We start from the raw sequence: 20,599 nt of genomic DNA, 5'->3' as shown, positions 1-20,599 counted from the left end.
TGTTATACGGTTTTTATTGTATTTTTCTTGTGCATCTAATAGTAAGATTTATATCACTGAATACATTAATTAAAAAATTTAAAATAATAAAAACTATTAATTTTATAATTATTATTTTTATTGTGAATTGTATTAACCCTATGAATTTTAGTGTATTTGACTTAAGTTTCACCCTCTAATGCATCATGTAAATCTATAGATATAGGCGGATTAATTCTATATATCGCTATGTTGCTTATTTTTCTCAAAAATCTGTTTTATTTATTGAGAATTCATAATGAAAGGCAAACGAAGTTGTGAAAATGGCTTTCAATTTACAAAAACAGTGTTTATCATGCATGCCTTATGAAGTTTAAATGGCGCTACTGGTTTTGGGCTTTGCTGGGGAAAATAATTTGCTTATGTCACGTTAAGTCGACAGAGTAAACCTCCGACAAGCTTATACAGTCTTTAACGGTGGCGGTTCTATCTGCATTATTCCTAGGGATAGAGTGTATAAATAAATGACTGAGACAACCTCTCTGACACCACTCATTGAATTAAAATCTTTAAGTAAAGGTTTTGATGGCAAACAAATTATTTCTGAGCTTGACTTAACCATTCAGAACGGTGAGTTTTTGACCATTCTTGGGCCTTCTGGTTGCGGCAAAACGACGGTTTTACGTCTTATTGCTGGGTTAGAAGATGCCGATGACGGCCAAATTATTCTTGATGGTCAAGATATTACAGATATTCCTGCAGAACAGCGTTTTGTGAACACTGTGTTCCAGAGCTACGCTTTATTTCCTCATATGACGGTTTTCGATAACGTTGCTTTTGGCCTACGCATGCAAAAAACGCCTGCGGCTGAAATTCAAAAGCGTGTCGACCAAGCCTTACGTATGGTGCAGCTAGAAGATTTTGCTGAGCGTAGACCCAACCAACTGTCTGGTGGCCAACAACAGCGTGTGGCGATAGCCCGTGCGGTAGTGAATCGCCCGAAAGTCCTACTGCTGGATGAATCATTGTCTGCGCTTGATTATAAACTGCGCAAACAAATGCAAAATGAGCTAAAAGCCCTTCAACGAAAACTGGGGATCACGTTTATTTTTGTGACTCACGATCAAGAAGAAGCCTTAGCCATGTCTGATCGGATCATTGTGATGCGTGAAGGGCGAATTGAGCAAGACGGCACACCTCGTGAAATCTATGAGGAACCGAAAAACCTATTTGTTGCTCAATTCATTGGTGAAATTAATATTTTTGATGCGAAAGTATTGTATCGCATTGATGATAAACGTATTCGTGCCAATGTTGAAGGTCATGAATGTGATATTTTCACTGAGCTCTCTGTCAACGAAGGGCAACACGTTAGTGTGTTATTACGTCCTGAAGACTTGCGCGTTGAAGAAGTAAATGATGCAGATAACCATCCAGGGCTGATTGGCTACGTTCGTGAACGTAACTATAAAGGCATGACGTTAGACTCAGTGGTTGAAATGGAAGATGGCAAAATTGTCATGGTGAGCGAATTCTTCAATGAAGATGACCCCGATGTCGACCACTCCCTTAACCAAAAAGTTGCTGTGACTTGGGTTGAAAGCTGGGAGGTAGTTCTGGATGATCATTCGTAAACATAAAATTTTGCAGAACGTTATTATCACCGGGGTAGTCGCCTGGCTGCTGCTGTTCGTCTTTTTGCCTAATATTATGATTATCGGCACTAGCTTTTTGACGCGTAGCGACACCAACTTAGTTGACTTAGTTTTTACGTGGGATAACTACATTCGCTTGTCTGACCCGATGTATGCAGAAGTGATGTTGCACTCACTCAATATGGCGGTGATCGCAACTTTTTTCTGTTTAGTTATTGGCTATCCATTTGCCTTTATATTGGCAAAGCTACCTAAACGGGTGCAACCTTTGATGCTGTTTCTGTTAATTGTGCCATTTTGGACCAATTCATTGATTCGTATCTATGGGTTAAAAGTTTTTCTCAGTACCAAAGGGTACTTAAATGACTTTTTACTGTGGGTTGGTGTTATCGATAAACCGTTGAAAATTATGTATACACCTGAAGCCGTCATACTAGGTCTCATTTATATATTGTTGCCGTTTATGGTGATGCCGCTGTATTCAAGTATTGAAAAATTGGATAAGTCATATATAGAGGCTGCAAAAGACCTCGGTGCGAATAAATTTCAGCGGTTTGTGAAAATCATCATTCCGTTAACGATGCCAGGAATTATTGCAGGCTGTTTGCTGGTTTTATTACCCGCAATGGGGCTGTTTTATGTAGCGGATTTAATGGGCGGTGCGAAAAATCTACTGATCGGTAACGTGATTAAGAGCCAGTTCTTAAATATTCGTGATTGGCCATTCGGGGCCGCAACCAGCATTTTCCTCACAGCGATGATGGGGTTATTGCTGTATGTCTATTACCGAGCAGCTAAGCTTCTGAATAAAAAGGCATATGAAGAATGATCGGACGTACTCTCCGTGGTGGCTTTATGGCCATCATCTACGCTTATCTTTATATTCCAATCATTATTTTGATTGTTAATTCCTTTAATGAGTCACGTTTTGGTATTCAGTGGCAAGGGTTTTCAACTAAATGGTATGAATTACTGAGTAATAACGATAGCCTATTAGAAGCTGCGGGGCATTCATTAACTATGGCGGTTTTGTCAGCGACTTTCGCGACAGCCATTGGCACACTCACTGCCGTCGCATTATTTCGCTATCGTTTTAGAGGAAAACCTTTCGTCGGTGGCATGTTATTTGTGGTCATGATGTCCCCGGATATCGTTATGGCGATTTCGTTATTGGTTCTATTTATGATCCTTGGGGTTTCGCTCGGTTTTTGGTCGTTATTATTTTCGCACATTACCTTTTGCCTGCCGTTTGTCGTGGTGACGGTCTATGCAAGGCTGAAAGATTTTGATGTGAAGATGTTAGAAGCAGCGCGCGACCTTGGAGCGGGTGAATTTACCATTTTGCGTAAAATTATTTTACCTTTGGCATTACCTGCGGTTGTTGCCGGCTGGCTACTCAGTTTTACCTTGTCGATGGATGATGTGGTGGTTTCCTCATTTGTCACGGGGCCAAGTTATGAAATTTTGCCATTGAAAATATATTCCATGGTAAAAGTTGGGGTTTCCCCAGAAGTTAACGCATTGGCAACGGTGCTGTTGATTATGTCCCTCTTACTGGTGTGTTTAAGCCAGTGGGTGATGCGGGATAAATACTCAAAAAAAACTAAGTAATACGTTAAACGACGGTGCTGCCCATTTTTATCGGGCAACATCTTTTTCAGTGCCATTCGGCGAGAGGGTGGGCTCCAACTGAGCCTATTAGATATAACCCCGAAATCATTCAAGCGGCTGCTTGGTGCATTAAGGGATAAAAAACACTTTGTTGAGGGAATCTCAGTAATGAAAAAATGGTCCTATCTACTGGCAGCGGGTTTAATGGCTGCAAGTATTGGCACGGCGACTGCCGCTGACGATAACAAAGACGTACTGTATTTCTATAACTGGACAGAATATGTTCCCCCCGGTTTATTAGAGCAATTTACCAAAGAAACTGGCATCAAGGTGATTTACTCCACCTATGAATCAAACGAAAGCATGTATACCAAGCTAAAGACCTATAAAGACGGTGCTTATGATTTGGTGGTGCCTTCTACTTACTTTATTGCCAAAATGAGTAAAGAAGGGATGCTACAAAAGATTGATCAAAGTAAATTAACCAATTTTAAAAACCTTGACCCAAATTTAATTCATAAAGAATTTGACCCGAATAATGATTATTCAGTGCCTTATATTTGGGGGGCGACAGGGATTGGTATTAATGGTGAAGCGGTTGACCCACAATCTGTTACTTCATGGGCTGATTTCTGGAAACCTGAATATAAAAATAGCCTGCTGATGATGGATGACGCACGGGAAGTTTTCCAAGTGGCCCTCAATAAATTAGGTTATTCAGGCAATACCACTGACCCGAAACAAATTGAAGAGGCGTATAAAGAACTACAAAAATTACGCCCAAATATTTTGGCCTTTAACTCTGACAACCCAGCGACACCTTTTATTGAAGGGGAAGTGGATGTCGGTATGTTATGGAATGGCTCCGCATTCGTTGCAAGGCAAGCTGGCTTGCCGATTGAAGTGGTGTGGCCTAAAGAAGGCGGAATTTTCTGGATGGACAGCTTAGCCATTCCTGCTAATGCCAAAAATGTGGAAGGGGCCCATAAGTTAATTAATTTCTTATTGCGTCCAGAAATTGCGGCTCAAGTAGCTGAATCTATTGGCTACCCAACTCCAAACTTAGAAGCTAAAAAATTATTGCCGGCTGAAATTGCTAACGACCCATCACTTTACCCAAGTGAAGAAGTTCTCCAAAAAGGCGAATGGCAAAGCGATGTTGGGAACACGAATATTTTGTACGAAGAGTATTTTCAGAAGCTAAAAGCCGGGCGTTAATGACTTGAGCATTACGTTTACGTTTCCTAGAAAGGGCACTGATTGAGAATGAAGTGCCCTTTTTTATACGCGTCATTATTGCTCAGCGACTTATTTACTCACTGCATTATGGGCAACAAATTTGGCAAAGGTATCGGCCCACGGCTGTAAGAAATCTTTGCTTTTTGGGGAAATATTGCCTTGCTCATCCACCATACCGTCATACCATTTTAGGAAACATTCAGGCTGGTTCATGGTTGGCATGTTTAAAAATGTCAGGCTATTGCGTAAGTGCTGTTGGGCAATTGCCGTACTGATATTGCCAATAGAAACACCAAGAACACCTGCTGGAATGGCATTCCACGAGTTATCTCCCCATGGGCGAGAGCCTTGGTCTATCGCATTTTTCAATACACCAGGTACCGAGCGGTTATATTCTGGGGTGGCGAAAATAATGCCATCACAGGCTTTAATTTGAGATTTGAAATTAGCCACAACAGGAGGCACATTTTGGTCTGCATCTTGGTTATAGAGAGGGAGTTCACCAATATTGATAAATTTAAACGTGAAATTTGTGGGGAATAATTTAGTCATGGCCTTAGCGACAACTAAATTATATGAATCAGCGCGCAAACTACCCACAATGACACCAATATTGTATTGATTTGACATGATAAAACCTCTTTCACGGGGAGTTAATTAGGGATACTGCAAACCACTATTTATTGAATAGAGCATTGTTTCACTCTCACTATTAAACATCATAATCTGAGGATGTGCAAAACTAAGTGAAATTAATATAGATAACTAAACATCAAAAATATTTGATATTTTTAAATTAATTATGGAGTTGCAACTTATCATAATTCGATATTGTGAGTCCTCTTACACTATTTAGATTTACCCATGAACAAATCAGGGTTACTTGATTTTAGTCAAAATGAAACATACCGACTGGTCGGTATCATTCATCGCATGAATAAGTCTGCTCAGCATAGAAAAAAAGATCCTATTAAGCTTCAAGTGGAGCTATTGAAAGCTGCTCGCATTATTGCTGGCAGAGAAGGGATCTCTTCACTCTCACTTAATGCGGTGGCAAGGGAAGCGGGTGTTAGCAAAGGTGGGTTGATGCATCACTTCCCAACGAAGCAAGAGCTTATTCATGCGCTGTTTTTGCAATTGTTGGGGATTATGGATGAGCGAATACATACCATTATGGATAATGACCCAAATCCCTACGGGCGTTTTTCTCGTGCTTATTTGCACTATATTGGCGAATTAAAAGAATCTGATGAAAGTTTTCAGCTCGCGTTATTGTCCTTAGCCATGCCAACCGAGCCAGTGTTACGTCAGTGCTGGCGAGATTGGGTAATTAACCATTTGGAAAAGGGGGATGAGTTCGATAACAGTTATTTAGGCGCGTTAGTGCGTTATGCGGCTGATGGGTTGTGGCTTTCGTCATTGACTGAGGGAGAAACGTTATCACAGCAAGAGCGTGATGCGATTGTGAGTCGGTTAACGACAATATCATTTGAACAAATTCCATAAGTAAAAATAACGCATAAGTAAAAATAGCAATAATAACGGTAGTGCAATTTTATTCATAAAATAAGCACATGAGGCGATAGTGAAATATAAAATCAATGCTTTCATTCTATATGATGCGGTTGATGGCACTTTATCTTTAAAAGAAGATGAGGTGGATACACAGCTGTCGATAACTGCCAATGCATTATTGTTTTACTTTATTCAGCACAGAGGTGTTGTTTCTCGAGATGAGGTATTAAAAGCAGTTTGGGATGATAATGGGTTAGTCTCATCAAACAGTAATTTAAATCAATATCTCAGCCTATTACGAAAAGCATTTCGTCCATATGGTATTGAAAATATTATTGTGACAGTCGCTCGGGGTCGATTAGAGTTTAATTCCGATGTTTCCCTTGAATTAATTGATGATATCAAAATTTCTCCAACTGAATTAATAACTAGCTTAAGTGACGTAGAAGAAACAGCGGTTGTTTTATCTCCAGCTTCCAAACCTATCTCTGTCCCTACAGATCCCAAAAAAATAGATTCAGCACTGACGCCAGAAAAAAAAGAGATCTGTTGGTATCTTGCGAGTGGTGCTTTTTTATTATGTTCTATTTTATTAGCTATCATGGCTTATTTATCAAAACAACCGTCAGTGCCAATTGACATGACGGTGCTTGAGCACTCTGGTTGTGATGTATTATCGAATGAAAAAATGATCAATAACACTGTCGCACTAAACTATGTGCAAAACTTTGATAAAGTTAGAAATAACTTAAATCTAGAGTGTGTTGAGAAAGAACGGTTTGTTTTTTTCTATGGGGACAAACTGCAGACTAATGGATTGGGTCGAGTATTTCTTGCACATTGTGCAGTCAATGAAGATAACCCATTTAGCTATTGCGATAACTACTTTTACTATTCTTGGAAACCATCATGAAGATATCAGGAAAAGTATTATGCTTACTGAGTTTTTTGTTATTCATTATTGTTACGATTTATACCCAGTCGGTCTTCTTTTCCAATAAACAAGATGGTTTATTAGTGTGCTCGACAAAAGGCATTATGCGTTTTGAGAATATGCAAGATGAAAACGTTAATGGCAATATTCACTTCAATTTTGGCGCGAATGGAAAGGGCTCAATTGTGGTGGAAGGCTATACTGATTCTAAAGCGGGCTGGCTGTATTTGCAGCGTTATGTGAAATTTAGTTACACGACAAAACGAGTTTCCCCAATAGAACGTCATTATATTATTAGTCAGTGGGAAGCGAGCGCTTCTTCTATTGATGAATCGCCAGATGTGATATTTGACTATTTTATGCGGGAAATGTCAGATAGCCATGATGGGCTATTTCTTAATGCACAAAAGCTTAATGACAAAGCCTTACTACTCAGCTCAATTAATTCCCCACTTTATATTTGCACACTCAAACCCAATAGTAAGTTCGATTAGCTTTCTTGTAGGTGGTAACAAATATCATATTTAAATAGTCTGGGTTTCACTTGGTGAAAGGAAAAGCGTTAAAGGCGTAGCTCGGGGCTTATCGCGTTATATTTAAATAACCAGTCTGTATCCGTCTTCTTTTTTAGCCATGTATTTGTACTTGATAACTTTTGTACAAGCGCTACGCGTTCTATACGGTAACTCTGATATTGATTAAAAGCGCATGAATAATTATCAATGCCGTACTGTTGTAGACATTTAACTAATATAGCCGCATCTTCAATTGCCATCGAAGCACCCGACATCATATGAGGTCGCATCGGATGACATGCATCTCCGATAAGTACTATCCTACCTTTATTCCACGTTGAATCAGCTGTTCTTTCGTGTAATGGCCAAAGTGTCACGCTTTTAGTTAATGACAGCATTGATTTTGGTACATCGTGAAATTCATTAAATATTTTCAAAACATCATGTAAAGCAGCGGGTTGAACAGAAATACCTCGAGGCCAGTAGGGGAAGGAAAAACCAGCTACGTAATAAAATTGTGTTTCATTTTTGTCTAAAAAGTACCCAATGATAAATTTATTATCTTTACCAAACCATTTATTCACACTGTGTTTCATTTGAGGTGCCAGCCCTTGAAGCTCGACTAATCCCCTAAATACAGCTTGTCCAGTATAGCTGGAGCATTGAATATCTGTGCCAGTTATTGCATTTCTTACTTTTGAAAATATCCCGTCGGCACCAATGACAATATCGGCCTCGTAACGACTGTTATCGTTGAAAACGAGTTCAATTTTGTTTTTTATCTCATTAAGCGCAATTAACTTTTTTCCCATATGAAGATTGTTTAAGTTAATTTTTTCCGTCATTGCACGGTGTAAGTCTCCTCGATGGATAGTCAGGTAAGGCATGCCATATAGGTCGCGCATTTCCTGTCCTAATTTCAAGTAATTTAGCGTTTTGTTTGAATAGGCATCGCGACTGATAAATCCGTTAGGCTCCCAGCCAAGCTTTTCAATAGATTTTGAAACACCTATTTTTTCCATTATGTACATGAGGTTCGGGGATATATGGATCCCTGCCCCGATTTTTTCAAACGAAGAAGCTTGTTCAAAGACAGCAATATTAAACCCTATATTCTGCATTAGGAGGGCGAGTGCTGAACCGCCAAGGCCACAACCTACAATCGCAATAGTAAATTTATGTGTCATTCTTTTCACCTATGAGTTTTATCACTTTTAGATGGAAAGTAGCAAAATTGTTGTCGCCGTTATTTTTTATTATTTAGCAGAAGGGAATATTTTTAAGTACGCGATAGCCATTGATAGGGAAGTTATGGCGAATGGTTTTCAAAGAGTGCGGTGGTCTGAGTATATAAATTAAGGAATTAACAGAAAGTAAAAATATGCCGCAAAGCGATCACGAGCACAGTTATAAGAGAAGAAAAAACGTAGGCATAGCAGCTTAGTAATACCTCATTAACAATCCTTCATAAATAGCTCTAAATACATTTCCCCTTCAATTTTCACCTCAAATTTCAAACGTGAATTTTTGGTTTTTTTAGCATAAACATATAAATGACCTGAGTGTTCACTCTAATTATCAGCCTTAAAAACTAAATATCTGTGCTTTGTGGATTTATATTTTGTTTTTATTTTTCAGTTCTATAGTGGGTTTGAAGCCAAAGGCTGCGTTCAATAGATCACCGCGCAGACACCATTGGCGTAAATGATTACTTAGATATTTCAAGGGACATGTACTCGGACACATTAGCTTGGAATATCGAAGGTAAAGAAAAATAAAGAAGGCTTCTCGGAGGAAACAACAATGGGTGATGCATTAGGTCTTATTGAAACAAAAGGTCTGGTGGCTTGTATCGAAGCAGCTGATGCCATGTGCAAAGCGGCAAATGTTGAGCTAATTGGTTACGAAAATGTCGGTTCAGGCCTCGTTACCGCAATGGTTAAAGGCGATGTCGGTGCAGTCAAAGCAGCCGTCGATTCAGGTGTTGAATCAGCACAGCGTGTTGGTGAAGTCGTGACCTCACTGGTCATTGCGCGTCCACACAACGATATCAACAAAATCGTTATTAAGCATAAAGCATAACTTTTTCCGGAGGAAAAAACATGGGTGACGCATTAGGTCTTATTGAAACTCAAGGGTTAGTGGCTTGTATTGAAGCTGCAGACTCGATGTGTAAAGCCGCAAATGTTGTGCTGATTGGTTATGAAAATGTTGGGTCAGGTTTAGTTACCGCCATGGTCAAAGGCGATGTGGGTGCGGTGAAAGCTGCAGTGGATTCAGGTGTTGAATCTGCCTCTCGTATTGGCACCGTTGTGACATCACTGGTTATCGCTCGTCCTCATAGCGATATTCAGAAAATCGTCGCCCAGTATAAAGTCACGGAATAAAACAGGAAATTACTTATGAAAGAAGCACTTGGTCTGATTGAAACCAAAGGTTTAGTGGCTTGTATTGAAGCTGCTGATGCCATGTGTAAAGCCGCAAATGTCGAGCTAATCGGTTATGAGAATGTCGGTTCAGGGCTGGTAACAGCGATGGTTAAAGGCGATGTCGGTGCCGTTAATGCTGCGGTTGAGTCAGGTGTTGAGGCTGCAAAACGTATCGGAACAGTGGTGACTTCACGTGTGATTGCAAGACCACACAACGATATTGGCAAAATTGCACAACAACACAAAGCCTAAGTCATTGGCTAATAAGCCAATAACACGACAAGCGAATGAATTAATTTTGGCTCCGATACGGGGGAAGACATGGTTGCATTAGACAAAGATCTGCAATCCAGACAACTGGCAAGAGAGCTAGTTAGAAACGCGAAACAAGCGCAGAAAGAGTTTGCGACATTTTCGCAGGAAAAAATCGATAATATTGTTAAACACATCGCAATTGAGTCCGCACTTCATGCAGAAGAGCTGGCAAAAATGGCTAACGAAGAAACTGGGTTTGGTAAGTGGCAAGATAAAGTCCTGAAAAACACTTTTGCTTCAATGCGTGTTTATGAACACATTAAAGATCTCAAAACCGTTGGCATCATTAATGATGACAAAATCAACAAAGTTATGGATGTGGGTGTTCCTCTTGGTGTGATCACGGCGTTAGTTCCTTCTACTAATCCAACATCTACCATCATCTACAAAACGTTGATTGCCTTGAAGGCGGGTAATGCCATTGTCTTCTCCCCTCATCCAAATGCCAAAGCCTGCAGTTTCCGCACATTAGAAATTGTCAAAAAAGCCGCATTAGAAGCGGGTGCTCCAGCTGGAATTGTCGATGCTGTCACAATGCTGACTTTAGAAGCAACGAAAGAACTGATGCACAGCAAAGACGTCTCTTTAATCTTGGCAACGGGTGGTGAAGGCATGGTACGTGCAGCTTACGCATCCGGTACACCAACCATTAGTGGCGGTCCAGGTAATGGCCCTGCATTTATTGAACGTAGCGCCAATATCAAACAGGCGGTAAGTGACATCATCACCAGTAAAACGTTTGATAACGGTGTGATCTGTGCTTCTGAGCAATCCATCATTGTAGAGCGCTGTATTTACAACGAAGTTCATCGTGAATTACTCGCTCAAGGCGCTTACTTCATGAATGAAGACGAAGCGAAACGCATGGCATCGATGTTGCTTAGAGCGAACGGCACCATCAACCCAGAAGTGGTGGGGAAAGATGCCATTACACTCAGCCAACGTGCAGGTTTCACTGTTCCGGCTAACACACGTGTGTTGATTGCGTTGCAAGACACCGTATCACCGAAAAACCCATACTCCCGCGAGAAATTATGTCCAATTTTAGGGATGTATATTGAGGAAGATTGGCAATCCGCTTGCCATCGCGTGGTTGATTTGCTGACCAACGAAGGTCTCGGCCATACCTTGGTGATCCACACGCAAAACGAAGATGTCATTCGCCAGTTCTCTTTAGAAAAACCCGTTAATCGTATTTTGATCAATACGCCAGCAGCATTGGGCGGAATTGGTGCGACGACGAATATCACGCCAGCGTTAACACTGGGCTGTGGTGCAGTTGGCGGCGGTTCTAGCTCTGATAACGTTGGCCCAATGAATTTACTGAATATTCGTAAAGTGGGTTATGGCGTGCGTTCCATTGATGATTTAAGGCAACCCACCCAGCCTTGTGCAGTGGCTCAGCCAACAGCACCGGCTACGGTAAATCAACCTCAAGTCAGCATTTTTGATGATAACCGTTTCCGTAATCCAGCGGCAGCGTCAACAGCAGTGGTTAATCCAACGGGCGATGACCGATTCGGCAGTGCGGTAACAACGGCTGCGATTGCTGAAGCGGTGGTTTCTCAAGGCGACATCACTGAAGAAAATGTTGAGCAAATCATCAAGGCTGTTCTCGGACGCCTAAATAAGTAACTCATTGGAATAAGGCGGTATAAACCATGATCCTCGCAAAGGTAGTCGGACATGTTGTTGCAACGCAGAAATGCCAAGAACTTAGTGGCAGTAACTTATTAATGGTTACCAAGCTAGGGGATGACCTTGAACCGTTGAAAAACAAAACGTATGTGGCAGTCGACAGTGTTGGCGCAGGTATTAACGACATTGTGTTAGCTGAAGCTTACTTCGCTTTGAATAAAGACAATTACAAAGCCATGTCAGTGGTTGCCATTGTTGAGAAGGTTTATACCAAGGAGTAAAAACAGCATGAACCAGTTTTTGATTAAACCTAAAGTCCAATTCGGTGCTAACGCATTGGATTTTATCTCACAAATGAGTGCTCACCATGCCTTTATCGTCACTGACAAAGCGATGGTGAAGTTTGGCTTAGCTGATGAAGTCACTCGCAGGCTAACCCAAAGTGGCATCGCATTTTCGATTTACGACGATGTTGAGCCAGATCCTGACATTTCAGCCATCGTTAAAGGTATGAAAATCATGGATAAGCAATATCCAGATGTGGTGATTGCACTCGGTGGTGGGTCGGTTATTGATGCTGCGAAAGCTGTTATTTACTCCCTCTGGCACACGAAAAAAGACGTCAATCGAGTTAAACCGCAGTTTATCGCGATCCCAACTACCAGTGGGACGGGCTCGGAGGTCACTTCATTTTCAGTGATCAAGTCCCAGTCTGAAAAACTGGTTTTAGTTGACGAATTTATGTTGCCAGATGTCGCCATTTTAGACCCTGCACTGGTGAAGTCAGTACCCGCTTCTATTACGGCTGACACAGGTATGGACGTGCTGTGCCACGCGCTAGAAGCCTATGTTTCTCGTACTGCATCTGACTTTTCTGATGCCTTAGCAGAAAAAGCCGTGCAGTTAGTGTTCGGCCACTTAATTGATTGTTATCGCGACGGTAGCAACTTAGTGGCACGCGAAAAAATGCACAACGCTTCATGCATTGCGGGAATGGCCTTTACTAACGCATCACTAGGGATAACTCACAGTTTAGCCCATGCATTAGGCGGCGTATTCCACATTCCACATGGTCGTGCAAATGCCTTATTGATGGCACAAGTTGTGGCCTTCAATGCGGATTTAGAAGGGCGATGCGATAACGAAGCTGCAAAACGTTACGCTCATCTCGCGAAAAACTTAAATTTACCTGCCTCAACAATACGAGAAGGCGTTGAAAGCTTAATTATGGCAATCAACGTATTGAAAGATGAAATGAATATGCCAAAAGGCATTCAAGCAACCGGTACCAATGAATTCGATTTTAACGCCCGTTTAGGGGAAATGGTTGGGCAAGCACTGCGCGATAGTTGCACTCCGACCAATCCACGGGATGTGAGCAAGGTGCAACTGGAAATGCTGTATAGACAGTCTTTTTAACAGTTAACGCTTTTATGTGATGAACAACAAACTAGAAAGAACATCAGGATAGGCTAACATGAATAAATATGCTTTGACCCCACGCGTAAAAATGCTGGCTGAACGCTTAAGTGCCCGCAACAGCTCAATTATTACTGAACGTGCGAATATTTTAGAAGCGCTTGGCAACCAACTGTCTGGCGCACCACAGGCGATTAAACCTGCACAACGTTTTTATGAATTTATCCGGCATTTTCCGGCATTTATTGGCCAAGATGAGCTGATCATCGGTAGCCAATCATCAACCCCTCGTGGTGCCATTTTCCATACTGAAAATGAAATCAACAGCCACAGTATTTATACCTTTTTAGCTGGCGATAGCACAGTGGATGCGCCTGATTACTTAGCGGTTTTAAATATTGGTTTCTTGGCTATCAAAGCCCAATTAGAAAACAAAGTCAGAAACATTGGCAGTGCAGTTAGCCGTAATAGCATTGATGAAGCGAATAACTGCCGCTCAGCAATTTACGCATGTGATGCGGCCATTCATTTTGCACAAGCTTTAGCGTCTAAAGCAGAGAGCATGGCGGCAGCAGAATCTAATCAATATCGTCGTGCAGAATTGCAAGAAAGCGCAGCCATTTTACGCAATGTGCCGGCAAAACCAGCGCAAACCTTCAAAGAGGCTTGCCAAGCTTTCTACTTGCTTCAGCTAATATTACATCTAGAAAATGGCAGTTATGCGGTGAACCCAATGGGGTTCGATAAAGCCGTTTATCCATTCTATCAACGTGATATCGAACAAGGCCGCTTAACCCAAGCACAAGCTTATGAAATTGTAGAAAGTTTATGGTTGAAACTGGCTGAACTCTCTGAAGTTCGCTCAACCAAGCAAGTCGATGGCTACCCAATGTTCGATGCATTGAAAGATGGCATTTATCTGAATGACCCGCGTGTATGCATTAACGAATTATCTGCCATGATGTTATCCGCTCATGAAAATATCAGTGCTATCAATAATGGATTGAAAGTTCGCTTATATTGTGGAAAAAACAGCGCTCAGCCGCAATATTCTGCACCAAATGCGAATTATGTTGCTCCAACGGCACAAGTAGAAACCGAATTCAAAGTGATGGAAGGCTTAACGCCTCGCTTACAACGCTTACGTAACCGTTACTTAGAAGCGCGTCCAAGTGTGTCTATTTATCGCGCACTCGCCTTCACTGAAGTTGTTAAAAATAACCCGGGTTTACCGCCAATTCTATTGCGTGCGAAAGCATTCCGCCGCGCTTGTGAAACCGCGCCAATCTTAATTCAACCTGAAGAACTGATTGTGGGGCATCCATGTGGTAAAGCCCGTGCGGGTGCCTTCTCACCGGATATCGCATGGCGCTGGGTAGTCGAAGAACTTGATACGATGAGCACGCGTCCACAAGACCCGTTTGTTATCTCTGAAGAAGACAAAAAAGTGATCCGTGAGGAAATCGCCCCGTTCTGGGAAGGTCGTTCACTGGATGAGATTTGTGAGGCTCAATACCGCGAAGCGGGGGTATGGGAATTTAGTGGTGAAACCTTTGTCAGTGACTTGTCTTATCACCAAATTAACGGTGGTGGCGATACCTGCCCTGGTTATGACGTGCTGTTATTCACCAAAGGAATGAATGGTATTAAAGCAGATGCTCAGGCGAAACTGGCTGAATTAAGCATGGAAAACCCTGATGATATTGACCGCATTTATTTCTATAAAGCATCAATTGAAACCTGTGAAGGGGTTGTGGCGTATTCACACCGTATTGCTGCCCACGCTCGTGAATTAGCAGTGTTGGAGTCAGACCAAAAACGTCGTGAAGAATTGCTAACTATTGCACAAGTCAACGAAAATGTGCCAGCGAACCCACCGGCGACGTTACAAGAAGCATTACAGAGCATTTGGACGGTTGAGTCACTGTTTGAAATCGAAGAGAACCAAACCGGTCTTTCTCTAGGACGCCTCGACCAATATTGTTTGCCAATGTATGAAAACGACATCAAATCAGGCCGTTTGACCCAAGACCAAGCGCTAGAAATGATGCAGGCGTTTATCATCAAATGTGCTGAGTTAATGTGGATGTCGAGCGAATTAGGTGCAAAATATTTCGCCGGTTATCAGCCATTTATCAACTTAACAGTGGGTGGGCAAAAACGTTCAGGCGGTGACGCTTGTAACGACCTGACCTACTTAATTATGGATGCGGTTCGTTTCGTTAAAGTGTATCAGCCATCGCTGGCTTGTCGTATTCATAACCAATCACCACAGAAATACATGGAAAAAATCGTTGATGTCGTGAAAGCCGGTATGGGCTTCCCTGCATGTCACTTCGACGATTCCCACATCAAAATGATGCTGCGTAAAGGCTTCGACTTTGAAGATGCGCGTGATTACTGCTTGATGGGCTGTGTTGAGCCACAAAAATCAGGTCGTATTTATCAGTGGACTTCAACGGGTTACACCCAATGGCCAATTGCGATTGAATTCGTATTAAATCGTGGTCGCATGGTGTTATTCGATAGCTATCAAGGTTTAGATACTGGTGACTTACGTGACCTGAAAACATTCGAAGACTTTGATAATGCAGTGAAAGCGCAGATTGCTCATATTGTTCGCTTATCCGCTATCGGTACCGTCATCAGCCAACGCGTTCACCGCGATGTGGCACCAAAACCATTAATGTCCTTGCTGGTGGAAGGCTGTATGGAAAAAGGGAAAGACGTTGCAGCGGGTGGGGCGATGATCAACCACGGCCCAGGGCTGATTTTCTCTGGTCTTGCAACCTATGTTGACTCCATTGTCGCTATTCGCAAATTAGTTTACGAAGATGGTCGCTACACCCTTGAGCAAATTCGTGATGGCCTGCTAGCCAACTTTGAAGGCTATGACGAACTGCGTCGTGATTGCTTAAATGCGCCTAAGTTTGGTAACGATGATGACTATGTTGACCAATATGCACTGGATATTACGGAGTGGACAGAGCGTGAGTGCCGTAAGTACGACATGCTGTATTCAACACTGAGCCACGGAACCTTATCTATCTCCAACAACACACCGATTGGTGAGTTAACCGCCGCGAGTGCCAATGGTCGCTTGGCGTGGATGCCGCTATCCGATGGTATCAGCCCAACACAAGGTGCGGATAAACAAGGCCCAACTGCCATTATTAAATCAATCAGCAAAATGAATGTTGAAACGATGAACATTGGTATGGTGCATAACTTTAAGTTCTTAAAAGGCTTATTGGACACGCCAGAAGGCCGTCATGGCTTAATCACCTTGCTGAGAACCGCGTCTATCTTAGGAAACGGGCAAATGCAGTTCAGCTATGTAGATAACGAAATGCTGAAAAAAGCCCAGCAAGAGCCTGAAAAATATCGTGATTTAATCGTTCGTGTCGCAGGATACAGTGCTTACTTCGTGGAACTCTGTAAAGAGGTTCAAGATGAAATTATTAGCCGTACTGTAATTGAGAAGTTCTAAACCCATGTAGGCAGGTATGAGTTTATACCTGCCATTTTATACCGGCTATTTCATAACAACAATAATAAATTTTGATTTATAAACATAGTTTTAGAGGTGCAATGATGAGCGCGGCAGAGATTAAAGGTCGGATATTTAATATCCAAAAATACTCGATTTATGATGGCGATGGCATCCGCACATTGATTTTCTTAAAAGGGTGCAATATTCGTTGTCCATGGTGCGCCAACCCAGAAGGGCTAAGCAGCCAGTTCCAAGTGATGTTTTCCCATGACAAATGCGTCAACTGCGGAAAATGTGTTGATGTCTGCCCAACAGGGATCCACTACAAAACCATTAATGAGCAAGGTGAACAAATTCACCGCGTGAATCGTAGTATTGATTGCATTGGTTGCCGTAAATGCGAAGAAGTGTGTATTGGTGGTGCGTTAGACATTATGGGGAAGGATGTCACAGTAGCCGAAATGATGGAAATCATCATGCAAGATTATGATTTTTATATTTCTTCCGGTGGTGGCGTGACAATAGGTGGCGGTGAAATGAGCCTACAAACCGATTTTGCCGTTGCGCTACTGCGTGAGTGTAAAAAAATGATGATCAACACCGCAATAGAAACCCAAGGCACTACATCGTTAGAAAACTATGAAAAGTTATCTGAAGTTGTCGACCTATTCCTCTATGACATTAAACATATTGATACTGCACAGCATAAAAACCTGTTCGGTATTGGCAATGAAAATGTTCGCCGCAACCTTGAAAGGTTGGTTGAACTCGGTGCCAACGTTGTAGTGAGAATGCCATTGGTTCGCGGCTATAACGACTCTTTTGATGCCATCACGGGGGCGATTCACTATGCGATGGAATTATCCAAACGTGGCAATGTAAAACGTATTGATATTCTGCCTTATCACCAGTTGGGACGCGGCAAATACGACAAACTGGATATGATTTATCCCGTTAAACAAGACCCAACCTATAGCGCAGAAGAGTTAGATCAACTTGAAGCATTCTTCAAACAATTTGATTTCGATATTCGACTGGTTCGTCATTAAGTAGGAGAGACAGATGAAAAGTTTAGGCGTAATTGAAACTCGGGGGCTGACATCCGCCATACAGGCTGCAGACGCAGCCTGTAAAGCCGCCAGTGTAGAAATTGTAGGTTATCGAAAAATCGGCTCTGGACTGGTATCCGTTTGTTTTCAAGGCGAAATCAGTGCCGTTCGCACCGCAGTTGACCATGGCATTGAAGTGATCGCCAGTAGCCAACTATTAGTCGGTTCATTAGTGATTGCACGGCCTGAAGAAAGTGTGATCACCAAATTACTGACAGTGAAAAGTAAAAAGGGCGAATTAGAGAAAAGTATTCAACCAGAAGCAAAAGCAGAAAAGCTAGTGGAAAAAGCAGTTATTGAAGCTAAAACTGAAGCGCCAGTGGCTGAAGTTAAAACCGATATCAATGTGAAAGACATCAAAAATGACCCGCGTAAAGGGAAAAAATCATGATGAATGAGCAATTGATGGGGAAAATACTGGCTCGGCTTTCAGCTTATACACCGGCACAAAATGGCGTTGCTAACATCGCTATCCCTGTTGGCATCTCTAACCGTCATGTTCACCTTTCACAGCAGGACGTTGAAGCGTTGTTTGGCCAAGGTTATCAGCTAACGCCATTCAAAGATTTAAAACAGCCGGGGCAATTTGCTGCGAAAGAGTGCGTGATGGTCGTGGGGCCAAAAGGCTCTATTAGCAAAGTCAGAGTGCTAGGGCCTGTTCGCCCAAAAACGCAGCTCGAAGTGTCTAAAGCCGATTGTTTTGCCCTTGGCATTAAAGCTCCTGTGAGAGAGTCTGGGGATATGACGAATTCGGGTAATGCTTTACTGATTGGCCCAGCAGGACATGTCAATCTTGAGTCACAGGTCATTTGTGCTCAGCGTCATATTCATATGAGTGTGATGGACTCAAGAGCACTAAATGTAGTGAATGGGCAAAAGGTGAATATCCGTACTGAAGGTGAACGCAGCTTAGTGTTTGATGAAGTTGTCGTGAGAGTCGATGAGCGGTTTTCTCTTGAATTTCATATTGATACCGATGAAGCGAACGCAGCGGGATTACGGAATAACGATAGCGTATTCATTGCAGGCTAAGGAGCGGTGGCAAAATGAACGAAAAACGGATCGAGCGAATTGTGCAACAAGTTTTACGTCAGTTGAAGCGACAAGTTCTGGTTGTGCTATCGCCTGTTGAGGGGTATCAGCAAGCGATTTACCAAAGACTGGCACAGCTAGATTCTGTTTCTTTTTCCTTTTATGCCACCGCATCCATGCTTCAGTCCTCTGATGTTGAAAAATGGGCTGAATTGGGAAGTGTTGTAAATAAAAGTACCTTATCAATAAGTAGGTTAAGTCATTATGACAGCCTGTTTTTACCGTTTATTGATGCAAAAGTGGTTGGTGAGATAGCCAATGGTTTGTTTGTGAGTGAGGAAAGTGAGCTAGCCCTACATGCCTTATCACAAAACATGTCGATATTGGCACTGAAATATCATTGTTGCCCTGAAAGTGAGTTAAGTCAGGTTTTAGGTTTAAATAAAAACGAAAATTATAATCGTCTGATTAAAGAAAATATCAGTAAGGCTATTAATTTAGGAATTCATTTTGGCTCGTTAAACGAAGTAGAAAAAAAATTTATAGTCAATGAAATTACTGAGGAATTAAAACCTGAAATAAATAATGAACATCCAAATCGCTATATTACTTTAAAGGAAGTAATGAATAACCCTATGGGGTATTGTGCGAATGAAAATAAATTAACGGATTCAGCAATCGATTATTTAAAGTCACTTAAAAAATAAAGTTATTAAATTAAAAATTAATTTTAATCATTCTATTTATCGTAGGAGTATTATCTATGTCCCCTAAAGCAAAGTCATGGCTTTGGATGCTGGCGGTTATTATTTCTGAAACCTCAGCAACATCGACCTTAAAAATGTTTGATAATAGCGAAGGTATGACCAAATCATTATTATTGGCATTAATCGTTGTGTTATATGTTATTTGTTATTACTCACTTTCCCGCGCGGTAAAATACATTCCTGTTGGCTTAGCTTATGCAACATGGTCAGGTACTGGGATCCTAATGGTTTCAACCCTTGGTATGCTATTTTATGGGCAACATCCTGATACCGCAGCCATGATTGGCATGGCGGTGATCGCAAGTGGTATTGTGATCATGAATCTATTCTCCAAAATGGGCTCAGATGATCCAGAAGAAACTGAGCCACCTAAAGATGAAACAGAGTCTTCATTATTATCCGCAAAAAATAACACAGCTCATTAATTTAAAGCTAAGGGGAATATTATGTTTACTGGATTTCTATGGTTAGCACTTTCTATTGGCTCTGAAATAACGGGCACCTCAATGATTAAAAAGACCAATAGTTTTAGCAAATTGGGCCCATCCGTATTAGTTATTATTGCTTATTGCCTGTGTTATTTCGCTTTAACTCGTGCAATGGGCTATATCCCAGTTGGTGTCGCTTATTCACTGTGGTGTGGGTTTGGTATTGTCGGTGTGACACTCGTTTCTATGGTTTTATATAAACAAAAACCCGATTTTCCAGCGGTATTCGCGATGGGGCTCATCATTAGTGGTGGGATTATTATGAATACATTCTCGACTATGTAATTAATTTTTAGACCATTGTTGCATCTTTCTTTCGTTCATTATTTGGCCCTCAATGTATTTTCGTGAGGGCTATTTTTTTATCATACGATAGTATGACTATTTCACGATACAAAGTGATGGTTTGGCGATAAAAGAAAGGATCTATCCTATGTTAATTTACGTTCTATAAATAATCT

The 20,599-nt window shown here is 41.6% G+C and carries 22 protein-coding genes; 20 read left to right on the top strand and 2 right to left on the bottom strand.

Features of this window, described 5'->3' with window-relative positions; all coding sequences use genetic code 11:
- The first annotated feature begins 503 nt into the window (after positions 1 to 503).
- The 4 genes from potA (at position 504) to potD (ending at position 4,463) form a co-directional block, all read left to right on the top strand.
- A complete protein-coding gene (gene potA / locus PR809_RS03495; RefSeq protein ID WP_102138037.1) occupies positions 504 to 1,613 on the top strand; it encodes a spermidine/putrescine ABC transporter ATP-binding protein PotA in 1,110 nt (369 codons plus the stop codon).
- A complete protein-coding gene (gene potB / locus PR809_RS03490) occupies positions 1,600 to 2,463 on the top strand; it encodes a spermidine/putrescine ABC transporter permease PotB (protein WP_206276463.1) in 864 nt (287 codons plus the stop codon). Before potA ends, potB begins: the two co-directional genes overlap by 14 nt.
- Positions 2,460 to 3,245, top strand: coding sequence for a spermidine/putrescine ABC transporter permease PotC (gene potC / locus PR809_RS03485; protein WP_102138035.1), 786 nt, complete (start codon positions 2,460 to 2,462; stop codon positions 3,243 to 3,245). Before potB ends, potC begins: the two co-directional genes overlap by 4 nt.
- Positions 3,246 to 3,413: 168 nt before the next feature.
- The gene (gene potD, locus PR809_RS03480; protein WP_166264220.1) at positions 3,414 to 4,463 is read left to right on the top strand and encodes a spermidine/putrescine ABC transporter substrate-binding protein PotD; all 1,050 of its coding nucleotides are present in this window, start codon (positions 3,414 to 3,416) and stop codon (positions 4,461 to 4,463) included.
- 90 nt (positions 4,464 to 4,553) lie between these two features.
- On the opposite strand, the gene PR809_RS03475 is transcribed toward potD, so the two are convergent.
- Entirely contained in the window at positions 4,554 to 5,114 is a 561-nt protein-coding gene (locus PR809_RS03475) for an NADPH-dependent FMN reductase (RefSeq protein ID WP_102138033.1), read from the bottom strand.
- Between the two features lie 303 nt (positions 5,115 to 5,417).
- Here PR809_RS03475 and PR809_RS03470 point away from each other — a divergent pair, with 303 nt between their 5' ends.
- The 3 genes from PR809_RS03470 to PR809_RS03460 all read left to right on the top strand — a co-directional run bounded on the left by PR809_RS03470 (position 5,418) and on the right by PR809_RS03460 (position 7,427).
- Entirely contained in the window at positions 5,418 to 5,990 is a 573-nt protein-coding gene (locus PR809_RS03470) for a TetR/AcrR family transcriptional regulator (protein ID WP_102138256.1), read from the top strand.
- 79 nt (positions 5,991 to 6,069) lie between these two features.
- A complete protein-coding gene (locus PR809_RS03465) occupies positions 6,070 to 6,912 on the top strand; it encodes a transcriptional regulator (RefSeq protein ID WP_102138032.1) in 843 nt (280 codons plus the stop codon).
- Positions 6,909 to 7,427, top strand: coding sequence for a FidL-like protein (locus tag PR809_RS03460; protein WP_102138031.1), 519 nt, complete (start codon positions 6,909 to 6,911; stop codon positions 7,425 to 7,427). Before PR809_RS03465 ends, PR809_RS03460 begins: the two co-directional genes overlap by 4 nt.
- A 68-nt stretch (positions 7,428 to 7,495) precedes the next feature.
- On the opposite strand, the gene PR809_RS03455 is transcribed toward PR809_RS03460, so the two are convergent.
- The gene (locus PR809_RS03455; RefSeq protein ID WP_102138030.1) at positions 7,496 to 8,635 is read right to left on the bottom strand and encodes an FAD-dependent monooxygenase; all 1,140 of its coding nucleotides are present in this window, start codon (positions 8,633 to 8,635) and stop codon (positions 7,496 to 7,498) included.
- A 616-nt stretch (positions 8,636 to 9,251) separates the two neighbouring features.
- Between PR809_RS03455 and PR809_RS03450 the strand changes: the two genes are divergently transcribed.
- The 13 genes from PR809_RS03450 (at position 9,252) to PR809_RS03390 (ending at position 20,423) form a co-directional block, all read left to right on the top strand.
- Positions 9,252 to 9,530 (top strand): BMC domain-containing protein, encoded by a 279-nt coding sequence (locus tag PR809_RS03450; protein ID WP_004249182.1) that lies wholly within the window; start codon positions 9,252 to 9,254, stop codon positions 9,528 to 9,530.
- A gap of 20 nt (positions 9,531 to 9,550) precedes the next feature.
- Positions 9,551 to 9,835: a BMC domain-containing protein gene (locus PR809_RS03445; RefSeq protein ID WP_004259066.1), complete on the top strand. Its 285-nt coding sequence runs from the start codon at positions 9,551 to 9,553 to the stop codon at positions 9,833 to 9,835.
- Positions 9,836 to 9,850: 15 nt separating this feature from the next.
- Entirely contained in the window at positions 9,851 to 10,129 is a 279-nt protein-coding gene (locus PR809_RS03440; RefSeq protein ID WP_004259063.1) for a BMC domain-containing protein, read from the top strand.
- 69 nt (positions 10,130 to 10,198) lie between these two features.
- Positions 10,199 to 11,827 (top strand): acetaldehyde dehydrogenase (acetylating), encoded by a 1,629-nt coding sequence (locus PR809_RS03435; RefSeq protein ID WP_206276462.1) that lies wholly within the window; start codon positions 10,199 to 10,201, stop codon positions 11,825 to 11,827.
- 26 nt (positions 11,828 to 11,853) lie between these two features.
- On the top strand, positions 11,854 to 12,111 hold the full coding sequence (locus PR809_RS03430) for a EutN/CcmL family microcompartment protein (protein WP_004259057.1): 258 nt from the start codon (positions 11,854 to 11,856) through the stop codon (positions 12,109 to 12,111).
- Between the two features lie 7 nt (positions 12,112 to 12,118).
- Positions 12,119 to 13,249 carry a 1-propanol dehydrogenase PduQ gene (locus PR809_RS03425; protein WP_195697784.1) on the top strand — a complete coding sequence of 377 codons (1,131 nt, stop codon included), beginning with the start codon at positions 12,119 to 12,121 and terminating at the stop codon, positions 13,247 to 13,249.
- 58 nt (positions 13,250 to 13,307) lie between these two features.
- Positions 13,308 to 16,739 carry a choline trimethylamine-lyase gene (cutC, locus tag PR809_RS03420; protein ID WP_102138027.1) on the top strand — a complete coding sequence of 1,144 codons (3,432 nt, stop codon included), beginning with the start codon at positions 13,308 to 13,310 and terminating at the stop codon, positions 16,737 to 16,739.
- Between the two features lie 101 nt (positions 16,740 to 16,840).
- Positions 16,841 to 17,791: a choline TMA-lyase-activating enzyme gene (gene cutD / locus PR809_RS03415; RefSeq protein ID WP_206276461.1), complete on the top strand. Its 951-nt coding sequence runs from the start codon at positions 16,841 to 16,843 to the stop codon at positions 17,789 to 17,791.
- 13 nt (positions 17,792 to 17,804) lie between these two features.
- A complete protein-coding gene (locus PR809_RS03410) occupies positions 17,805 to 18,242 on the top strand; it encodes a BMC domain-containing protein (protein WP_195697782.1) in 438 nt (145 codons plus the stop codon).
- Positions 18,239 to 18,883, top strand: coding sequence for a phosphate propanoyltransferase (locus PR809_RS03405; protein WP_102138024.1), 645 nt, complete (start codon positions 18,239 to 18,241; stop codon positions 18,881 to 18,883). The genes PR809_RS03410 and PR809_RS03405 overlap by 4 nt, the downstream gene beginning before the upstream one ends.
- A gap of 14 nt (positions 18,884 to 18,897) precedes the next feature.
- Positions 18,898 to 19,590, top strand: a complete 693-nt coding sequence (locus PR809_RS03400; RefSeq protein ID WP_206276460.1) for a hypothetical protein — start codon at positions 18,898 to 18,900, stop codon at positions 19,588 to 19,590.
- Between the two features lie 56 nt (positions 19,591 to 19,646).
- Positions 19,647 to 20,075: a DMT family transporter gene (locus PR809_RS03395; RefSeq protein WP_166264232.1), complete on the top strand. Its 429-nt coding sequence runs from the start codon at positions 19,647 to 19,649 to the stop codon at positions 20,073 to 20,075.
- Positions 20,076 to 20,096: 21 nt separating this feature from the next.
- On the top strand, positions 20,097 to 20,423 hold the full coding sequence (locus PR809_RS03390; RefSeq protein WP_042845455.1) for a DMT family transporter: 327 nt from the start codon (positions 20,097 to 20,099) through the stop codon (positions 20,421 to 20,423).
- The last annotated feature ends 176 nt before the right edge of the window (positions 20,424 to 20,599 follow it).

The sequence above is a fragment of the Providencia sp. PROV201 genome (assembly GCF_028479545.1).
Classification (GTDB): domain Bacteria; phylum Pseudomonadota; class Gammaproteobacteria; order Enterobacterales; family Enterobacteriaceae; genus Providencia; species Providencia huaxiensis.
The sequence above is the reverse complement of the archived record's forward strand: the minus strand, read 5'-3'. Positions and strand labels throughout refer to the sequence as shown.

Coding starts and splice junctions, on each gene's coding strand:
- PR809_RS03455 (WP_102138030.1), bottom strand. CDS start 8,635: ATGACACATAAATTTACTATTGCGATTGTAGGTTGTGGCCTTGGCGGT.
- cutD (WP_206276461.1), top strand. CDS start 16,841: ATGATGAGCGCGGCAGAGATTAAAGGTCGGATATTTAATATCCAAAAA.
- potB (WP_206276463.1), top strand. CDS start 1,600: ATGATCATTCGTAAACATAAAATTTTGCAGAACGTTATTATCACCGGG.
- PR809_RS03435 (WP_206276462.1), top strand. CDS start 10,199: ATGGTTGCATTAGACAAAGATCTGCAATCCAGACAACTGGCAAGAGAG.
- PR809_RS03395 (WP_166264232.1), top strand. CDS start 19,647: ATGTCCCCTAAAGCAAAGTCATGGCTTTGGATGCTGGCGGTTATTATT.
- PR809_RS03460 (WP_102138031.1), top strand. CDS start 6,909: ATGAAGATATCAGGAAAAGTATTATGCTTACTGAGTTTTTTGTTATTC.
- cutC (WP_102138027.1), top strand. CDS start 13,308: ATGAATAAATATGCTTTGACCCCACGCGTAAAAATGCTGGCTGAACGC.
- PR809_RS03450 (WP_004249182.1), top strand. CDS start 9,252: ATGGGTGATGCATTAGGTCTTATTGAAACAAAAGGTCTGGTGGCTTGT.
- potD (WP_166264220.1), top strand. CDS start 3,414: ATGAAAAAATGGTCCTATCTACTGGCAGCGGGTTTAATGGCTGCAAGT.
- PR809_RS03445 (WP_004259066.1), top strand. CDS start 9,551: ATGGGTGACGCATTAGGTCTTATTGAAACTCAAGGGTTAGTGGCTTGT.
- PR809_RS03470 (WP_102138256.1), top strand. CDS start 5,418: ATGAATAAGTCTGCTCAGCATAGAAAAAAAGATCCTATTAAGCTTCAA.
- PR809_RS03475 (WP_102138033.1), bottom strand. CDS start 5,114: ATGTCAAATCAATACAATATTGGTGTCATTGTGGGTAGTTTGCGCGCT.
- PR809_RS03430 (WP_004259057.1), top strand. CDS start 11,854: ATGATCCTCGCAAAGGTAGTCGGACATGTTGTTGCAACGCAGAAATGC.
- potA (WP_102138037.1), top strand. CDS start 504: ATGACTGAGACAACCTCTCTGACACCACTCATTGAATTAAAATCTTTA.
- PR809_RS03425 (WP_195697784.1), top strand. CDS start 12,119: ATGAACCAGTTTTTGATTAAACCTAAAGTCCAATTCGGTGCTAACGCA.
- PR809_RS03410 (WP_195697782.1), top strand. CDS start 17,805: ATGAAAAGTTTAGGCGTAATTGAAACTCGGGGGCTGACATCCGCCATA.
- potC (WP_102138035.1), top strand. CDS start 2,460: ATGATCGGACGTACTCTCCGTGGTGGCTTTATGGCCATCATCTACGCT.
- PR809_RS03390 (WP_042845455.1), top strand. CDS start 20,097: ATGTTTACTGGATTTCTATGGTTAGCACTTTCTATTGGCTCTGAAATA.
- PR809_RS03405 (WP_102138024.1), top strand. CDS start 18,239: ATGATGAATGAGCAATTGATGGGGAAAATACTGGCTCGGCTTTCAGCT.
- PR809_RS03440 (WP_004259063.1), top strand. CDS start 9,851: ATGAAAGAAGCACTTGGTCTGATTGAAACCAAAGGTTTAGTGGCTTGT.
- PR809_RS03400 (WP_206276460.1), top strand. CDS start 18,898: ATGAACGAAAAACGGATCGAGCGAATTGTGCAACAAGTTTTACGTCAG.